This is a genomic window from Halorubrum trueperi (assembly GCF_042662525.1).
Lineage (GTDB): Archaea > Halobacteriota > Halobacteria > Halobacteriales > Haloferacaceae > Halorubrum > Halorubrum trueperi.
Window position 1 is genome coordinate 217,786 of sequence record NZ_JBHSXI010000012.1, and the last position, 15,666, is coordinate 233,451.

Genomic DNA, 15,666 nt, shown 5'->3' on the forward strand with positions numbered 1-15,666 from the left:
GGTCGCACTTTTTGGTCGCCGGTCACAGTCGGGAACGCGCCTGTGGAATCGCCGGTACGGCGACGCCGACGGTCTCCGCGAGCGCCTCCGCCGCGCTCAACAGCCACTCCGCGCGCTCGACCCGCGAGTCGAGGTCTCCGGGACCGATCCGATACGCCTCGACGAGCTCTTCGACCGTGGTGCCGCCGATCCACTCGTCGAGGATCCGCGCCGTCTTCACGGACTCCAGCCACTCCTCGAAGTCGTCCGTTTCGTGCATCGCGGTCGTCAGCTGTTCCGCGTTCGACCGCGCGAACCGATAGATCTCGGCCCGCTCCTCGTTCCCGAGGTACGTGTCCTGCATGTCGGGCGTGTCGCAGATCACCTCGAACACGGTCAGGGTCGTCGTGTTCAACATCCCCGCCGCTGTTCGGAGCCCCGAGACGATCCGCTCGCCGGTCTCCGGTCTGACGTACTGCTTCGAGGTGGTCTCGCCGACCGGCGTGGCGACCAGTCGGTAGTCCTCGACGCCGCCGGTCTCGCGACGCACCATGCCGGCGGCGACGAGGTCGTCGACCGCGACCGCGACCGCGTCGGCTAGTCCGCCCGCGCCCGCCTCCCGGGCGTAGAACGTCCCCTCGAACACGCCGAGGATCTCCTCTTCGGTCTCGGCGAATCCGGTCGCGATCGCGGAGAGCACGTGGGTCCGGAGTGACGCGGGGTCGGCGAGCGTCGATTCGACGGCCTCCGGCTCGCCCCCGACGTACCGGTTGACGAGCGTTTCCCTCGTGTCGTCGTCGCCGACGAGTACGGCCTCGCCGTGCGGATCGAGCCCGGGACGCCCCGCGCGGCCGCACATCTGGTGAACCTCCAGCGTGGGGAGCCACTCCATGGCCGAACCGGCGTACCGCTTCTGATCGCGGACCACGACCCGGCGCGCGGGGACGTTGACCCCGGCGGCCAACGTCGGAGTGGCACAGATGCAGGCGACCTCGCGATCGCGGAACGCTGACTCGACGACGGCTCGGTGGCCGGACCGGAGCCCGGCGTGGTGGAACGCCACGCCCGACCGGAGGCAATCGGCCAGCTGTCGGCCGGTGACCGTTCCATCGACGTCTGCGGCCTCATCGCCCGCGTCAGCCGCGACCGACTCGATATCCATCCGCTCGGCGAGCCCGTCGTCCGCGAGCCGCTGTGCCAGCGTCACCGCCTCCGTCCGCGAGCGGACGAACGCGAGGCACTGCCCGCCGTCGGCGACGGTGTCGGCGACCAGGGCGGCCGCGATCTCCGTGTCGTCGAGATCCTCGTCGTCGACCTCGTTCGGTCCTCCCCCTCCGCCGTCTACCTCGTTCGGTCCTCCCCCTCCGCCGTCTACCTCGTTCGGTCCTCCCCCTCCGCCGTCTACCTCGTTCGGTCCTCCCCCTCCGCCGTCTACCTCGTTCGGTCCTCCCTCTCCGCCGTCGGTCGTCGCCTTTCCGTGAGCATCACCGATTCCGACCGTCGTGCCGTCATCGAATTCGACCTCGCCGCCGACGGCGACCCCCGTTCGGAGGTCGACCGGACGCCAGTCGGACTCGACCAACGCCGCGTCCAGCCAGTCAGCGATCGCTTCCGGGTTGTCGACGGTCGCTGAGAGCGCGACGACTTGGACCGCTGGATTTCGGCGTCGAAGCGTCGCGAGGGTCACTTCGAGGGTCGGACCGCGGCGCTCAGCGCCGAGGAGGTGAACCTCGTCGACGACGACGCACGCGAGTTCGTCGACCCACGACGCCCCGTTTCGGATCGCGGAGTCGACCTTCTCGCTGGTGGCGACGACGACGTCGTTGCCCGCGAGCGCCTCGCCCGTCGCGTCGAAATCGCCGGTGGAGATACCGACGTCGACGCCGGGAAGCGCGGCGAACGTCTCGTACTTCTCGCGGGCGAGCGCCCGGAGCGGACAGACGTACAACCCCGGGCCGTTAGCTGTCAACAGCGCCAACTCGGCGATGAACGTCTTTCCCGACGCGGTCGGGATGGCGGCGACGACGTTCTCACCCTCACAGACGCCTGCGTCGACGGCGGCCGCCTGCGGCGGATACAGCTCCCGGATCCCCTGCTCAAGGAAGTGCTCGGCGTACGGCGCGGAGAGCGGCAGTTCCCGAACGCGCATGTGATCTTCAGTTCGGCGGCAGTGTATTTAAAAAGTCGCCGGCGAATCGACGGCAGGACCGACCGTTCACTCCCCCGCGTCGAACTCCTGGAACAGCGCATCGAAGTCGTCGCCCTCGGTCACCGCTTCCAGTGACTCGTCGGCCTTCGATCGGAGTTCGTCGATCCGATCGGTGAGTCGTCGGTACTCGTCGTTGTCGGCGAGTTCGCCCGCGCTCTTTTCGGTCTCCAGCATTGCCTTCTTTGAGGTCAGCGAGAACAGCTCCTGTACGTCCGTGTCGTACTCGCCGCGACGTAACAGCCCCTCGACGGTTTCACGGAGGGTGTCGCTGGTGACCGGCTTCACGAGGTAGTCATCGAATCCCATCTTCAGGATGTCGAAGTCTGGCTCGACGGCGGTTACCATCGCGACCCGACAGTCGATTCCGCGCTCGCGAACCGCCGCGAGCACCTCATCGCCGGAGAGCCCGGGCATCCGTCTGTCGAGGAGGATCGCGTCGACCTCGTCGTCCGCCTCGTCGAGCCGGTCGAGCGCCTCCTGACCGCCGTACGCGGTCCGGACGCGATACTCGTCGCCGAGCCACGCGGCGTACAGGTCGGCCAAATCGGGTTCGTCCTCGACCACGAGGACCAGCGGCGAGTGCTCACTCATGGATTCTCGGAGCGACGACGTGTTCGCTCACACGTTTCGTCTCTGCACGGACTATATTAAAATACCTCTTCGGGTTCAGGTTTCCGCCTTCGGTGCGGTCCGTTTGCCACCGACCGCGGTCACTCGTTCGGGCTGTAGTTGGGGGCCTCGTCCGTGATCATCACGTCGTGCGGGTGTCCCTCCGTCTGCCCGGCACTGGAGACGCGGACGAACTCCGCTCGTTCGTGGAGCTCTGGAACGGTTTCGGCCCCGACGTATCCCATCCCGGAGCACATGCCGCCCGTGAGCTGATGGAGCTCGGAGGCGAGACTCCCTTTATAAGGGGTCGCGGCCTCGACCCCCTCGGGGACGAACTCCTCGTCTTCGTCTTCCTCTTTGAGGTAGCGGTCGCCGCCGCCGGACTTCATCGCACCGACCGAACCCATCCCGCGGTACTGCTTGTACTTTTTCCCCTGCATCGTGATGACGCGGCCGGGAGCCTCGTCGGTGCCGGCGAAGTACGAGCCGAGCATGACCGCGTTCGCACCTGCCGCGAGCGCCTTGATCGCGTCGCCGGAGTAGCGGATCCCGCCGTCGGCGATAACGGGAACGTCGTGTTCGACGGCGACGTCTGCGACCTCCGAGACGGCGGTCATCTGTGGCATTCCCGCGCCGCTCACGACGCGCGTGGTGCAGATCGACCCCGGTCCGATGCCGACTTTCAATCCGTCGGCGAAGTCGACGGCTGCCTCGGCGGCCTCCCGCGTCCCGACGTTACCGACGACGACGTCGGCGTCGACCGTCTCCTTGATAGCGCGCGCGGAATCGAGCACGTTCAGGTTATGCGCATGCGCGCAGTCGATGAAGATGACGTCGACGTCCGCCTCGTCGGCCGCGACCGCCCGCTCCTCCTCGAACGGTCCGACGGCGACCCCAGCGATCAGTCGTCCGTCCCCGTCGCGAGCCGCCTCCTCGTGCTCGCGTCGCTGGAGGATACCCTGCATCGTGACGAGGCCGACGAGTCCGTCGCCGTCGTCGACGATCGGTACGCGCTCGATTTTGTGATCGTACATCAGTTCGAGCGCCTCGCGGGCGTCCACGTCCTCGGGGGCCGTGATGACCTCGTCCGTCATGGCCTCGCGAACGGCGTCGTCCTCGCCCACTTCCAGGTACGGTCGGATGTCGGTCCCCGAGATGATCCCGAGGACGACGTCGTCCTCGTCGACGACCGGCGCGCCCGAGACGCCCTCGCGCTCCATCAGGGTGTCCGCCTCCCGAACGGTGTCGTCCGGAGAGACCGTCACGACGTTCTCGCGGCGGATAACGAGCTCGTGGGCGCGCTTGATCCGTTCGACCTCCGCGGCGGTTTCCGCGACGGTCATGTTGCGGTGGAGCACGCCGAGTCCGCCCTCGCGGGCCATCGCAATCGCGAGATCGCTCTCTGTGACGGTATCCATCGCAGCCGAGAGGATCGGAACGGTCAGTTCGACGTTCTTCGAGACGCGTGCGGAGAGATCGGCGTCGTCGGGTTCGACGCGACTCTCCTTGGGTCGAAGGAGCACGTCGTCGAACGTCAGCGCTTCCGGGACGTCGAGCTTCGCGGAGAAACGGCCAGAATCTGTCGCCATATAAACCGTCATGGGTCGTCGATAAAAAGCGTTGCGAGTCAGCACGGACGTGCACGTCATTGTCATCCGAATCCGCTCAGTATCCACTATTGTGGATCGGTTTCCGTCGAATCGGTGAATCGCGATTCGCGCGTGAACGTGATATGCTAGACTGCTCCGATCACGTTCGGCTGCCCGCTCAGATCTCGTCCGCCTGCCCGCTCCGATCACGCATCGACACGCTGATCGACCGAATGCCGAGAGATCGTCACCGGTGTCGGTTGTTGATCGTCGTATCGATACGAAGCATATAAATCTGTACTTGATATCTTCCGGTTCGTGCGGACCGGTCTCACACAACCTTTAACGCAACCGAAACACGTATGGTATGTATGGACTCCGACAGTCCCGTGAATGCGCGCATCACCGGCCAGCCGATCTCTGATCTCGGCACCCGCTTTACAGCCGGCGCTACGCGCAAACGCTTTACATGGGCTCGTCGGGCCGCTCGCGGCTTCGATTCCGCACGCCGTGCCCTCGGCTATCGCGGGTCATCCGCTTCCCACCGTGTCCCCCTCGGTCAGGGCTATCGTCCCTGAATGAGCGTTTCACGTCACCCGGTAGCCCTCCGCTTGGAGCGGCGAGTCGGTAGTGCGACTAAGCTGCTCGCGACCGTGATGGTCCTGCCGCTCGTCGACGGGATCTTCCCCGCCTTAGTCGTCGCCGGCGTCTTGGGAACGGCAACCGGTATCGTCGAGACCGGAATCCTGATCTTCGGCGGGTCAGCGACCGCTGCCGTGATCCTCGCCGAGATGGACGGCGACCGGAAGCAGATGGTCACGTCCGTGCTCGTGATCGGCGCGGTCATCATCCCGCTCGCGGCGCTGGAGGCGGCGTTCGCACCCACCTTCAGGGGATTCCTGAACCTCCCCGTCTTCGAGCGCTTCGCCGGCCTCGTGATACTCACGATCGCCGCCAAGACGGCCAGCTCGGAGATCGGCGAGTACCTCCCGAGTCCCGGCGTCATCATCGCGCTCGGGCTCGTCGCGAGCTTCGAGCCCGCTGGCTTCGCGATCGAGACTTCACCGGAGTACGTCGTCAACGGCGCTGCCGCCGCCGGAGTCGGGGTCGCGTTCGCGCTGGCGATCGCGATGCTGTCGCCGCACCTCCGCGGCCGCGTCGACATCGACCGATTTCGATTCGGCTCCGCGGTCGCCCTCGGTGTGCTCGCACTGCCGATCCTCCTCGGCCCGTTCGACGTCATGCAGACCGACGCCCCGATCGCGCTGGCGGTGCTCGCGGTGACGACCCTGTTCGCGTACGATCCGAACGCCGGTCCGGCGGTGGGTTCCGGGTCAGACTCTGATTCGTCGGACTCCGGGCCGCCGGACTCCGGCGGTGACGCCGATCGCGTCGATGGCGCGTCGGCCGACGAAGACGGATCACCGGCTGGAGGTGACGGCAGCGCGGACGGGGAACTGGATCCGACCGACCCGCCGCTCGACGCTCCACCGACCGCTCCCGGCCGGATCGTCGACGACGACGTGGCCGTGCTCGCCAACGGCGGCGAGCCTTCGACGGCGGGCGACGACGAGGGAACCGATCCGTTCGCGGACGACGATTCTCGGGCTCCCTGGTTGTAGCAATTGGGACGCGGACGGACGCTCTGCGTTCCATCGCGTGTCGCCGGGGTTTAGGTGCTCCGCGGGATCCATTGGGTATGTCCAATCGCGTCGTGCAGGGGCGGATGGTGACGCCCGAAACGCTCGCCGAGCTGGTCGAAGGCGAGTCGATACTCGAGGCCGAATCGATCGAGGACGCCGACCGCGAATGTCCAGAGTGCGGCGGCGACGTCATCTCGGTCGGCTACATGCCGAGCGTGACCGAATTCGTCACCGGCTACAAGTGCCAGGATTGCGACTGGAGCGCCGACGACAGGGAGTGACGATCATCGAGTCCACAGACGAGAGCACGTCGCGTTCGCGTCCCCCGATCGCCCGCGATCGAAACCCCTTTATCCGCGTTTCGGCAACCAACTGATGCGAGATCACGCGCGGGGCTGTGGCCAAGCCAGGCATGGCGACTGACTCCAGAGGCTCGCGCCCGGGACGACACTCCAGACTGATATACCGAGCGGGCGACTGATCATCGTTCGCGATGACGACCCTCTGGAGTTCCGAGGCGCACCGGAGATATCAGTCGATCGGGGGTTCAAATCCCTCCGGCCCCACTATCTCAGCTGCGAACTAGATCGTAAGCGGCAGTACTCTTCTCGGCTGGTTGGCAACCCCAGCGCGAATCTGCCGTCCGGATCGATCAATCGTCGAACCGTTCCGACCACTCGATGAACTTCTCGAAGCCGAAAAACACGGCCAGAAAGATGACCGCGAAGACGGTCCACCGGAACACGTCGAACTGTCCGGTGAAGGCTAGGACGTTGAAGATGTACGAGATAGACGCGCCGACGAACCCGGCCACGTAGAGTCGCCTTCGGGAATTCATACGTCGACGTACAAATGTAGGGAATATATTATTTCCGCTCAAACCGGTAACACGCCGTCGTCATCGTCGTCAGACTCATTTTCGCCGTCCGTCGTGTTTTCGTCGTCGTCCGTTTCGTTCGTCGAGCCGTCGGTGCTGCCGTCTGACCCGTCGTCCGTCTCGCCGTCAGTACTTCCGTCGTCGGTTGTGTTTTCGTCGTCGCTCGTGTTCCCGCTGTCGGTCTCACTATCCGAACCGTCACTGTCCCCGTCGCTACCGCTTCCGCCGTCGCGCACGTCGTCGCCCTCACCAAAGATGTCGGTCTCGATCGTCTCCTCGTAGGTCAATTCGTCCAGCGGGACGGTGACCTCGGTTCCGGACGGCAACTCGATCACCGCGTAGAACTCGATCCGAAGGTCGCTCACCTGGTGACCGTTCACCTCTTCGTCGAGGTGAGTCACCCACCACTCGTCGAGCCGTTCGTTTTCGAGCGCGGCGGTGAGACCGATCGTCTCCAAACTGCGCGACTGGATGACGTACTCCTCGTCCGTCGCGCCGCCGCCCATCTCCACGTCGTTCATCGTGACGTCGTAGCCGATCTCGGTGATAGCGTAGGGTTCGATGTTCGGGTTATACACCGTGAACTCCATGTCGATCGGCGTCTCCGACTCGCTCACCGACCCCCACTGACCCCGAGTCTCGTTGACGTAGAGGATCGGATCGTCTGTCAGCGCGCTGTCCGCGTTCACCGGGCGCGTCTCGTCGGAGTTGAAGGCGCTGAGGAGGTCGGTTTCGATCTCGCGCTCCCGTGTGAAGTCCACGCTCCGGCCGATCCGGTCTGAGGTCACGGTCGCGTCGATACTCACCGTCGTCCGCTCGTCGTTTCTGACGTGGCTGACCCACCACGCCGGGATCGCATCGTTTTGGAGATCCGTTTCGAGGTCTATCGTGGAATTTCCGGTTCCGACTCGGACGCCCTCACGCCCGCCTTGGGCCATCTCGACAGCGTTCATCGACACGGTGTAGTTCACGGAGACGCCGTCGAGTCCGATCCCGACCGGGTTCGGGTTCGAGACGACGAGGTCGGTTTCGACCACCGTCGTCTCGTTCGTGACGTCGCCGAACGTGTTGTCGACGGCCGCGACGCTCGGGATCCCGAGTATCCCGAGGGCGAACGCGCCGCCGACAGCGCCGCCGACGAGCAGCAGGCCGACGAGAACGATCCTGAGTTTCGAACTCGTGAGCGTCGAGAGGACGGTCCCGAGTTTCATACGCGCTCAAGCCGACCGGACCGTAAAATCGTACCGCTTCGCGGGCCCCGTTTATAAGACGTCGCCGATCCGAACGGGTTCGCCGTCGATTTCGGGCTCCTCGGCGACGATCTGCAGCACCTCGTGATCCGTTACGTCTCGGTATCCCTTCCCGGTGGCCTCTTCGATCAGGTCCTTCTCCAATTCGAACTCGGTACCCTCGTAGACGACGTCGACGCCGTCCTTGCCGAACGTCAGATCCGTGCTCATGGGATGTCGTAGTCGTCGGCCGGATAAAAGGAACGTGACACGAACCGCACCCGCTTTGCGTCCGATTCGTTCGTTCCTGGATCGACCGTTACACGTCGTCGGGATCGACCGTTACACGTCGTCGGGATCGACCGTTACACGTCGTCGGGATCGACCGTTACTCGTCGTCGGGATCGACTGTTACTCGTCGTCGGGATCGTCTTTCATCTCCGCGAGGCGTCCGACGAGGTCGTCGGTGGACGCGCCGCCCTCGATGGAGACCTCGCCGTCGTGGTCGTTCTCGTGAACGTTCACGGCGTCTTCGTCGTCGGTGTCCACGTCCTGATCCTGCTGCTCGCTCTCGTCGTACGATCCGAAGCCCATACCGACTTCTTCCGCGCCGGACTTAAAAGGGTAGTGACCCCGTCGCACTCCGACAGGGATCCACACGCACTCTGCCACCGCTCGCGTCCGACGCGCGTCCGACGACCCCGTACGGTTTATACGCGCGGAGGGAGTTCTCCCGGTGTGTCGCTGCGAGGAGACGGTCCGATAGAGGAGCTCGCGGTCCCGTCCGGAACGACCGTTGAAGAGCACGATCTCGTCACGGACGGCGACGTGCTCGTCGGTGGCCAGTCGACGGTGGAGTTCGGGCTCCGCGGACGCAACGTCGCAATCGGAGAGCGAGTGAGCGTCGAGAACGACATCGAGGCCGAGGGCGACTGTCGACTTGACACCTGGTGTTCGGTTGACGGCAACGTCCTCGTCGGCGAGGACGCCTATCTGGGCGAGCGGGTGACCGTCACCGGTCGGCTGATGGTGTCCGGCGACCTCGATATCGGTGACGACGTGTCGATCGAGGAGGGGTTCGAGGCGAACGGCTGGATCGTCATCCGAAACCCCGTTCCAACCCTCGTCTTCTACTTCATCGTCCTCTCCCAGCTTCTGCGGGTCGGCGAGACCGACGCGGCCGACGAATTGGCCGCCGCGCTCGCCGACGGCGACGACGTACGTGACCCGCTGTTGATCCCGCGCAGCGCCGAGATATCCGACGATGCGTGGCGCGTCTCTACGCCCGCGGCCGTCGGCGACGACTGCCGGCTCCACGGCAACCTCCGCGCGGAGTCGATCCGTGTCGGCGAGCGCAACGAGGTGTTCGGCTCCCTGCGCGCCCGCGAGGGAATCACGGTCGGCGCGGAGACGATCATCCACGGCGACGTGACCACCCGCGGCGGAACGGTCACCGTCGAGGCCGACGCGCGCGTGCTCGGAGACGTCTCCGCCGGCGATCTCGTCGTCCACGACGGTGCCGAGATCGACGGCACGCTCCGCGCTCGCGGCGAAATGCGACTGGTTCAGGAAACCGCCGAAGAGCAGGCTACCGAGGGATCGGACGAAGGTGATCGGAAGAACGATAGCGAGCGCGATGAGGACGAAGAGACGACGGACGATGCCGATTCCAACGCCGAGAGCGACGATGACGAAGACGCCGAGAGCGACGGTGCGATGACGGAATCGGACGACGACGCGGCAGCGGCCGATGAAAAATCGGAGGCGGACGAGATGCGGGCCGACGCGGAAGCGACGTAACTCGCCGGATATCGGCGGTCGTTACTTCCCTGAGACTTCGCCGACGAACACGTTCTCGTGGAGCGACTCGCAGACGACGTCGGCGAGCGACCGGAGGTTCACCGCGTCCTCGCGGTTGTACGAGACGAGGGTGTCGAGGGCGTCGTCGTCGCCGCGCTCGTACTCCCGCCACAATCGGACGGCGTCGCGACCCGATATGTCCGGGCGGTCGCGCTCGATCCCGATCTGGGCTTCGATCGGTTTCAACCCGCCCGAGAGCCCGATCCGCTTGCAGGGGTACATGAGATCGAGGTGGGGCGTGTCGACGTCGATCCCGAAGGACGTCTCTAGGAACGGCACGTCGAACCGCGCGCCGTTGAACGTCGCCAGCAGACTGGCGTCCGCGAACTGCTCGCGGAGCCGCTCGGCCGTGAGATCCTCGCCGGCGACGAGCGTCGTCGTCTCCCCGTCACTGTGGAAGCTCACCGTCGTCACGCGGTCCCGGCGCTCGTCCAGTCCGGTCGTCTCGATGTCGAAAAAGCAGGTCTCCTCGCGGAAGTTCTCGTAGAGCCGCCAGCGTTCTCCACTCGGGAACGCGCGGTCGAAGTAAGCGGAGTCGCCGTCGTCGAGCCGCGCCAGGGCCTCGGAGATAAACGACTCGATCCGGCCGGCGGTCGTCGGCCCGACGCCGTCGACGTCGACCCGCGGGTCGAAGGACTCCCACGTCGTGATCCCCTCGAGCCAAAGCCGGCGCTCCGTCGCTTCGCCGACCCCCTCAACCGGGATGAAACTGTTCTCGATGCGCATACTCGACCGCGGCGACGCGCGAACAAAAACCCGACGGGAACGGCCCGGTTAGAGCTTCCTTTCCTCCCGGCCACTGAGGACCTCCGACACCGAACCACGTCGACAAACCCCGACACCGTACCACGACGCCGGGCACCGTCTTCGACGAGGGACAAGTCGCTGTTTGTCCCTTGGAAGCTTTTACCGTGGTAAGCGTCGATCCTCCGGGCATGAAGACGAGACGGCTGCTGTGCATCGTGACACTCGCGATGTTCGTGGCGCTCGCCGGCTGTGCAGGCGCTGGCGGCGGGGACGCCGGCGACTCGAATGCGCGCGAATCCGGTACCGTCGAAGTGGACGGGGGCGACGGATCAGGATCGACCACAGAAGACGCCGGAGACGACGCGAGCGGAGAACTGTACGCCGCGGCCGGCGGAGGCGACGGACAAACCGACGCGGCGGAGGCGGACCGCCAACTCATTCGGACGGGCGATCTTCGGGTGACTGTCGACTCGTTCGAGGACGCTGACGCCGAGGCCCGTTCCATAGCCGGGAGTCACGACGGGTTTGTGAGTGATTCTACTCGAGAGACGCTCGAACGGGGTGACGAGCGGTACACGGTCGGCGAGCTCACGCTCCGCGTGCCGAGCGAGGAGTTCGACTCGGCCACGACCGACCTGGAGTCCCTCGGGAACGTCGAGCGCTCGACGACGGAGAGCCGTGACGTCACCGACCGGCTCGCGGACCTCGAGGCACGACTGGAGAACCGACGGGCAGAGCGCGATCGGCTGCGGGAGCTTTACGAGGACGCTAACACGACGGAGGACGTGCTGGCGGTTCAACGCGAGCTTGCAGACGTACAGGAGGAGATCGAACGGATGGAGGCCGAACAGGCCGCCCTGGAAGAACGCGTCGCGCTGTCGACCATCCGGGTCGAACTCCGCGAGGAGCCGCCAGAGGCCGACTCGGTGACCGCAGCATGGCACGACACCGGTGTCGTGACCGCGTTCATGGAATCCGTCAGCGGCGTTAGAACCGTCCTGCGGGCTGCAGTCGTCGGGAGCGCGTACGCCGCACCGTACCTCCTCACGGCGCTCCTGCTGCTGATCGGCGTCGGGCTTGCGATCCGGTACCGAACCAACCGATCGGAGATGGCGAACGCGGAGGAGTGACGGGCCGCCGCGCCGGCGACCGACTGCCGGCTGCGTCGGTGAGCATGGTAGCTCCCATCCGTCGCTGACCTCGCAGACCGCGACTCCGGAGTTCACGACCCCCAAGACCCTGAACCCACGGTCCACGTCGCCTCAGCGTGCGACGAGGTCCACGACCGTCTCGTCGTCGACGACGACGTTGTACGCGCCCTCGTCGTCGTTCCACAGGACGAGACCGTTCTCGACGAACACGACCGAGCCGTAGTCGGCCGTCCGGAGGTCGTCGTTGAGCGCGGTCTCGCGCGTGCAGACGAGGTAGTGGTCGATCGCCTGTGACCCGTCTCCGACGCGGTACAGGGCGTTTTCGCCGCCGCTGAGGTCGTGGCTGAGCTTCACCGCCAGGAGGTTCACGCGATCGGTGACGTGCTCCTCGGAGTCCGCCATCCGTGCGCAGCGGCCGGCGCTCGCGCGCACGTCCACTCGTCGCTTCCCGTCGGTACGCAGGAGCGCGTACGCGAACTGGACGTCGACGTTGACGAACTCACCGGGGTCGTCGTCGGCGTCGCGCGCGGCGGCCTCGTCGAGTCGGCGCTGGAACGGCGGCACGTCGAGGTCGTCGGCGACGTCGAACGACCACCCGTCGTCCGAGGGGGTTGCGTTCGGCCAGAGCCGGAGCGTGGGCGAGTACGTCTCGACGCCGCTCGACGGCGTCGCGACCGCGCGCTCGATCTCTCGGATCCCCATGGCGGTGTTGCGGTCGGCCGGGGCGAACGCGACGACGCTTCCGTCGGCGGCGAGGCGGTCGAGGGCGGCCTCGACCACCGCGACCGGATCGTCGAGTTCGGAGAGGACGTTGCCGAACACGACGAGGTCGAAGGGATCGTCCGGGACGGCGGACGACGGGGACCGATCAACCCCCGTCCCGAGGAACGCCTCCGCCGTCTCGCGGTGGATCGTCGTCCGGAAGTTGCGATCGGTCTCGTCCAGCATCCGATCGAGCACCTCGGCGGCCGCGCTCGGTTCGACGGCGTGGTACTCGACCACGGCGTCGTCGGGAAGGTAGTCGTGGAGTCCGAGCGCGGGGCCGCCGACGCCCGCGCCCACGTCGAGGACGCGGAGGGTTCGATCGAGCAGCCCGTTCTCGACGAGGTCGTCGAGGACGTACCCGATCGTCGCGTAGTAGGCCGGAAGGTGATAGATCGCGTATCCCAGCGCGGCCACCGTACCGTACTCCACGTCGTTCTCGTGGAGGTAATCGGTCTTCAGCCGACGGACCGCCTCGCGCAGCTCGTTGCCGGACTTCCCGCGGTGCCAGTTTGCACCGAACTCGCCCACCAGCAGGTCTTCGAGGGCGAACGAGTACCCGTCCGGGAACGCTCCCGGCCTCCACTCCGGGTCGGGGATCGGCCCCTCCGCGACGGGCTCGAAGGTACCGTTCTCTCGCTCGCGCAGCCGGAGATCGAACGCCTCCTCCCGGAGCGTCTCGCGGACGACGGCGGGGTGGGGCGTCCCCTCGATGTACTCGGCGATCTCCTCGGGGTCGATCGGCCTGACGTTGCGCAGGTAGTTGGCGTTGTTCCGGACGGCGTCTCTGTCAATCATGGAATCACTGTCGCGTGGCGGATCATCTCACTCGTGTCGCTCTCGGCTCTCGCGGTCGCCCCGAGCGGCCTCGTAGAGGGCGACGAACGCCTCCGGGTCGGCGTCGGCGATCGCTCGCGCCGCGGCGGCCACGTCGTCCGCGCCGTCGAAGGCGCGCTGGATCTCGCCGTACACCTCGGGGGCCCCCTCGGTGACCGTGTCCGCGACGTCGTCGAGCGCGGCCGAGACCGGCGTGTGAAACTCCTCGCGCACCTCCTCGCCCGCGAGCCGCCACGCGAGAACGGCCGCGTGCGCGCCGGCCTGTACGGTCTCCATAGCCTCGTCGTGTTCGGCGGGCGTCGTCTCGAACACCTCGTTTCCGCCGGCCTCGATAGCCGTCGATATTCCGTCGATGGCCGGTCCGGAAGCGTCGACGACCGCGGCGACGTTTCCCGGGACCCGCGGCGGCGCGAAAAGCGGGTGGTAGCTCGCGCGTTCGAGGTCCGGGGCGTGTTCGCGCATCGCCGCGACCGCGTCGGTCATCTCGCCGGAGACGTCGAGAATCGCCGCCTCGGCGCGGGGCGCGTACGCCTCGACGGCCGCGGGGACCGCCGACATCGGCACCGCGAGACACACCGCGTCGTGGGTCGTGTCGCCGTCGACCGAGACCGCGTCCGCGTTGCGCGTGGCCGCCGCGTCGGCAGCCACGTCGGGGTCGCGGTCGGCGAACGAAACGGACGCGTCGACCGGCGATCCCTCTGCCGACACGGTGTCGGCGATCCACCGACCGATCTCGCCAGCCCCCACGACGAGGAAGTCCATCTGTCGTCCGTACCGAAGGCGTGCGGGCCTTAAAAGGGCTCGACTCCGGCGTCCGGCGTTCGGACCGGGCGTTCGGGTTGGACTTTCGACGTTCGGGTCGGACTGTCGGCGTTCGGGTCGGACCCCCGGCGTGCATATCACCCGTCCGTCCCGAACCGCGCGATCATCCCGCCGTCGGGCGCGATCGCTCGCACGGCCGGAAGCAGCGCGATCGCGACCCCGAGCTCTAGCCCTCCGACCGCGAGGAACGCGGGCGCGTAGCCGAACGCGTCGGTGGCCCCGCCCCCCACGAGAAACCCCGTGAGGAAACCGAGCGATCCGAACACGTTGAACAGCCCCATCGCCGCGCCCCGGGCCTCCGGCTCGACGAGATCCGTGACTAGCGCCATCGTCGCCGGGGCCATCAGCGCCCCGCAGACGCCGACGAGCACCATCAGGCCGGCGGCCAGCGGGTATATCGGGGCGACGCCGACGCCGATCGTGACGACGCCGTACGCGAGCGACCCGGCGACGATGGGAACGAACCGCCCGATGCGGTCCGATAGCGCCCCGAACGGGGCCTGCAGCAGGGCGAACGGAACGAAAAACAGCGCGAGCGTCGCCCCCGCCCCCGCGGCCGACAGCCCGAACGTCTCGGGATCCTGGAAGTAGTACACGCCGACGAGCGCGAAGAAGCCTGCGGTGAGCCGGTCGACGAATCCGAACGCGAGCGGAACGAGGATCCCGCGCGTCGAGCGCGCCCGCCCGAGCACCTCGCTGAAGCCGACGTCATCCGCGTCGCCGACGCCGTCCGCGCCGCCGCTGGCTGCATTGTCATCGCGGCTCAATTGATCCCGTTCGTCGACGGTCGCGGCGAGTATCCCCGCACCCGCCAGTACCCCCGCGGCGGCGTACACGGGGTAGAACGTGTTCGCGTCGGCGAGCGCGCCGCCGACCACGGAGCCGACGGCGGCCCCGAGTCCGATCGCGACCCCCGCGGCCCCCATGTTTCGTCCGTTGCCGCCGCGGAGGTCCATCAGCATCGTGATCGCGAGCGAGAACGCGCCGATGGTCAGGGCACCGCCGACCACCCGGACCGCGAGGGCGACGCGGAAACCGAAGCCGAGGTCGGGGATCGCCGCGAGCGCGACGTAGGAGGCGGCCCCGCCGAACGCGCCGGCGACGACGAGCGGGACGCGTCGCCCGAGCGCGTCGCTCGCGGCACCCCAGACGACCGCGAAGGAGACGAAGGCACCGAACTCCGCGACGAGGAACCACATTCCGGCGTCGATGCCGGCCGGTGCCCCGAGCGCGACCACGAGGTCCGGCACCCCCGGATACAACAACACCTGCGAGATCAACACCGCGAGCACGACGGCACCGAGTCGCCGTCGCGTCCCCCGGTCGTCGTCGCTCATTGCCTTATAAAACGG

At 66.9% G+C, this 15,666-nt stretch carries 16 protein-coding genes and 1 tRNA gene; 6 read left to right on the plus strand and 11 right to left on the minus strand.

All coding sequences use genetic code 11. The features are described 5' to 3' along the window. Positions 1-22: 22 nt before the first annotated feature. The 3 genes from ACFQEY_RS11560 to guaB form a co-directional block, all read right to left on the minus strand. Positions 23-2,128, minus strand: a complete 2,106-nt coding sequence (locus tag ACFQEY_RS11560) for a DEAD/DEAH box helicase (protein ID WP_379768655.1) — start codon at positions 2,126-2,128, stop codon at positions 23-25. Between the two features lie 66 nt (positions 2,129-2,194). Next, a complete protein-coding gene (locus ACFQEY_RS11565; protein WP_379768657.1) occupies positions 2,195-2,779 on the minus strand; it encodes a HalX domain-containing protein in 585 nt (194 codons plus the stop codon). A 119-nt stretch (positions 2,780-2,898) separates the two neighbouring features. Further along, on the minus strand, positions 2,899-4,386 hold the full coding sequence (gene guaB / locus ACFQEY_RS11570) for an IMP dehydrogenase (RefSeq protein ID WP_379768659.1): 1,488 nt from the start codon (positions 4,384-4,386) through the stop codon (positions 2,899-2,901). Between the two features lie 371 nt (positions 4,387-4,757). Here guaB and ACFQEY_RS18790 point away from each other — a divergent pair, with 371 nt between their 5' ends. The 4 genes from ACFQEY_RS18790 (at position 4,758) to ACFQEY_RS11585 (ending at position 6,595) form a co-directional block, all read left to right on the plus strand. Then, positions 4,758-4,964 (plus strand): DUF8099 family protein, encoded by a 207-nt coding sequence (locus ACFQEY_RS18790; RefSeq protein ID WP_465261635.1) that lies wholly within the window; start codon positions 4,758-4,760, stop codon positions 4,962-4,964. Continuing rightward, positions 4,965-6,008, plus strand: a complete 1,044-nt coding sequence (locus ACFQEY_RS11575) for a DUF5794 domain-containing protein (protein ID WP_379768661.1) — start codon at positions 4,965-4,967, stop codon at positions 6,006-6,008. A gap of 77 nt (positions 6,009-6,085) precedes the next feature. Continuing rightward, complete coding sequence (locus ACFQEY_RS11580; RefSeq protein WP_379768663.1) at positions 6,086-6,310, plus strand: DUF5795 family protein; 225 nt, start codon at positions 6,086-6,088, stop codon at positions 6,308-6,310. 110 nt (positions 6,311-6,420) lie between these two features. Then, positions 6,421-6,595, plus strand: a tRNA-Trp gene (locus tag ACFQEY_RS11585). Positions 6,596-6,681: 86 nt separating this feature from the next. On the opposite strand, the gene ACFQEY_RS11590 is transcribed toward ACFQEY_RS11585, so the two are convergent. From ACFQEY_RS11590 to ACFQEY_RS11605, 4 genes are all read right to left on the minus strand, one after another. Continuing rightward, on the minus strand, positions 6,682-6,867 hold the full coding sequence (locus tag ACFQEY_RS11590; protein ID WP_379768664.1) for a hypothetical protein: 186 nt from the start codon (positions 6,865-6,867) through the stop codon (positions 6,682-6,684). Between the two features lie 38 nt (positions 6,868-6,905). Next, positions 6,906-8,117, minus strand: a complete 1,212-nt coding sequence (locus tag ACFQEY_RS11595; RefSeq protein ID WP_379768666.1) for an LEA/WHy family protein — start codon at positions 8,115-8,117, stop codon at positions 6,906-6,908. Positions 8,118-8,168: 51 nt separating this feature from the next. Next, positions 8,169-8,366 carry a DUF5800 family protein gene (locus tag ACFQEY_RS11600; protein WP_379768668.1) on the minus strand — a complete coding sequence of 66 codons (198 nt, stop codon included), beginning with the start codon at positions 8,364-8,366 and terminating at the stop codon, positions 8,169-8,171. Between the two features lie 180 nt (positions 8,367-8,546). Next, a complete protein-coding gene (locus tag ACFQEY_RS11605; protein ID WP_379768670.1) occupies positions 8,547-8,729 on the minus strand; it encodes a DUF5786 family protein in 183 nt (60 codons plus the stop codon). A gap of 144 nt (positions 8,730-8,873) precedes the next feature. On the opposite strand from ACFQEY_RS11605, the gene ACFQEY_RS11610 reads away from it, so the two are divergent. Further along, entirely contained in the window at positions 8,874-9,935 is a 1,062-nt protein-coding gene (locus tag ACFQEY_RS11610; protein ID WP_379768672.1) for a polymer-forming cytoskeletal protein, read from the plus strand. A 21-nt stretch (positions 9,936-9,956) separates the two neighbouring features. On the opposite strand, the gene ACFQEY_RS11615 is transcribed toward ACFQEY_RS11610, so the two are convergent. Further along, the gene (locus tag ACFQEY_RS11615; RefSeq protein ID WP_379768673.1) at positions 9,957-10,721 is read right to left on the minus strand and encodes a ribonuclease H-like domain-containing protein; all 765 of its coding nucleotides are present in this window, start codon (positions 10,719-10,721) and stop codon (positions 9,957-9,959) included. 209 nt (positions 10,722-10,930) lie between these two features. Here ACFQEY_RS11615 and ACFQEY_RS11620 point away from each other — a divergent pair, with 209 nt between their 5' ends. Further along, entirely contained in the window at positions 10,931-11,872 is a 942-nt protein-coding gene (locus tag ACFQEY_RS11620; protein ID WP_379768675.1) for a DUF4349 domain-containing protein, read from the plus strand. A gap of 132 nt (positions 11,873-12,004) precedes the next feature. Here the strand turns inward: ACFQEY_RS11620 and ACFQEY_RS11625 are convergent, their stop codons facing one another. The 3 genes from ACFQEY_RS11625 to ACFQEY_RS11635 all read right to left on the minus strand — a co-directional run bounded on the left by ACFQEY_RS11625 (position 12,005) and on the right by ACFQEY_RS11635 (position 15,651). Continuing rightward, positions 12,005-13,453 (minus strand): small ribosomal subunit Rsm22 family protein, encoded by a 1,449-nt coding sequence (locus ACFQEY_RS11625; protein ID WP_379768677.1) that lies wholly within the window; start codon positions 13,451-13,453, stop codon positions 12,005-12,007. Positions 13,454-13,480: 27 nt separating this feature from the next. Beyond that, a complete protein-coding gene (locus ACFQEY_RS11630) occupies positions 13,481-14,254 on the minus strand; it encodes an NAD(P)-binding domain-containing protein (RefSeq protein ID WP_379768679.1) in 774 nt (257 codons plus the stop codon). 137 nt (positions 14,255-14,391) lie between these two features. Further along, on the minus strand, positions 14,392-15,651 hold the full coding sequence (locus tag ACFQEY_RS11635; RefSeq protein WP_379768681.1) for an MFS transporter: 1,260 nt from the start codon (positions 15,649-15,651) through the stop codon (positions 14,392-14,394). Between the last annotated feature and the right edge of the window lie 15 nt (positions 15,652-15,666).

Excerpts from the sequence above, each read along its gene's own strand:
- ACFQEY_RS11635 (WP_379768681.1), bottom strand. The coding sequence starts at position 15,651 with ATGAGCGACGACGACCGGGGGACGCGACGGCGACTCGGTGCCGTCGTG.
- ACFQEY_RS11615 (WP_379768673.1), bottom strand. The coding sequence starts at position 10,721 with ATGCGCATCGAGAACAGTTTCATCCCGGTTGAGGGGGTCGGCGAAGCG.
- ACFQEY_RS11625 (WP_379768677.1), bottom strand. The coding sequence starts at position 13,453 with ATGATTGACAGAGACGCCGTCCGGAACAACGCCAACTACCTGCGCAAC.
- ACFQEY_RS11600 (WP_379768668.1), bottom strand. The coding sequence starts at position 8,366 with ATGAGCACGGATCTGACGTTCGGCAAGGACGGCGTCGACGTCGTCTAC.
- ACFQEY_RS11565 (WP_379768657.1), bottom strand. The coding sequence starts at position 2,779 with ATGAGTGAGCACTCGCCGCTGGTCCTCGTGGTCGAGGACGAACCCGAT.
- ACFQEY_RS11595 (WP_379768666.1), bottom strand. The coding sequence starts at position 8,117 with ATGAAACTCGGGACCGTCCTCTCGACGCTCACGAGTTCGAAACTCAGG.
- ACFQEY_RS11580 (WP_379768663.1), top strand. The coding sequence starts at position 6,086 with ATGTCCAATCGCGTCGTGCAGGGGCGGATGGTGACGCCCGAAACGCTC.
- ACFQEY_RS11630 (WP_379768679.1), bottom strand. The coding sequence starts at position 14,254 with ATGGACTTCCTCGTCGTGGGGGCTGGCGAGATCGGTCGGTGGATCGCC.
- ACFQEY_RS11560 (WP_379768655.1), bottom strand. The coding sequence starts at position 2,128 with ATGCGCGTTCGGGAACTGCCGCTCTCCGCGCCGTACGCCGAGCACTTC.
- guaB (WP_379768659.1), bottom strand. The coding sequence starts at position 4,386 with ATGGCGACAGATTCTGGCCGTTTCTCCGCGAAGCTCGACGTCCCGGAA.
- ACFQEY_RS11590 (WP_379768664.1), bottom strand. The coding sequence starts at position 6,867 with ATGAATTCCCGAAGGCGACTCTACGTGGCCGGGTTCGTCGGCGCGTCT.
- ACFQEY_RS11620 (WP_379768675.1), top strand. The coding sequence starts at position 10,931 with ATGAAGACGAGACGGCTGCTGTGCATCGTGACACTCGCGATGTTCGTG.
- ACFQEY_RS11605 (WP_379768670.1), bottom strand. The coding sequence starts at position 8,729 with ATGGGCTTCGGATCGTACGACGAGAGCGAGCAGCAGGATCAGGACGTG.
- ACFQEY_RS18790 (WP_465261635.1), top strand. The coding sequence starts at position 4,758 with ATGGACTCCGACAGTCCCGTGAATGCGCGCATCACCGGCCAGCCGATC.
- ACFQEY_RS11575 (WP_379768661.1), top strand. The coding sequence starts at position 4,965 with ATGAGCGTTTCACGTCACCCGGTAGCCCTCCGCTTGGAGCGGCGAGTC.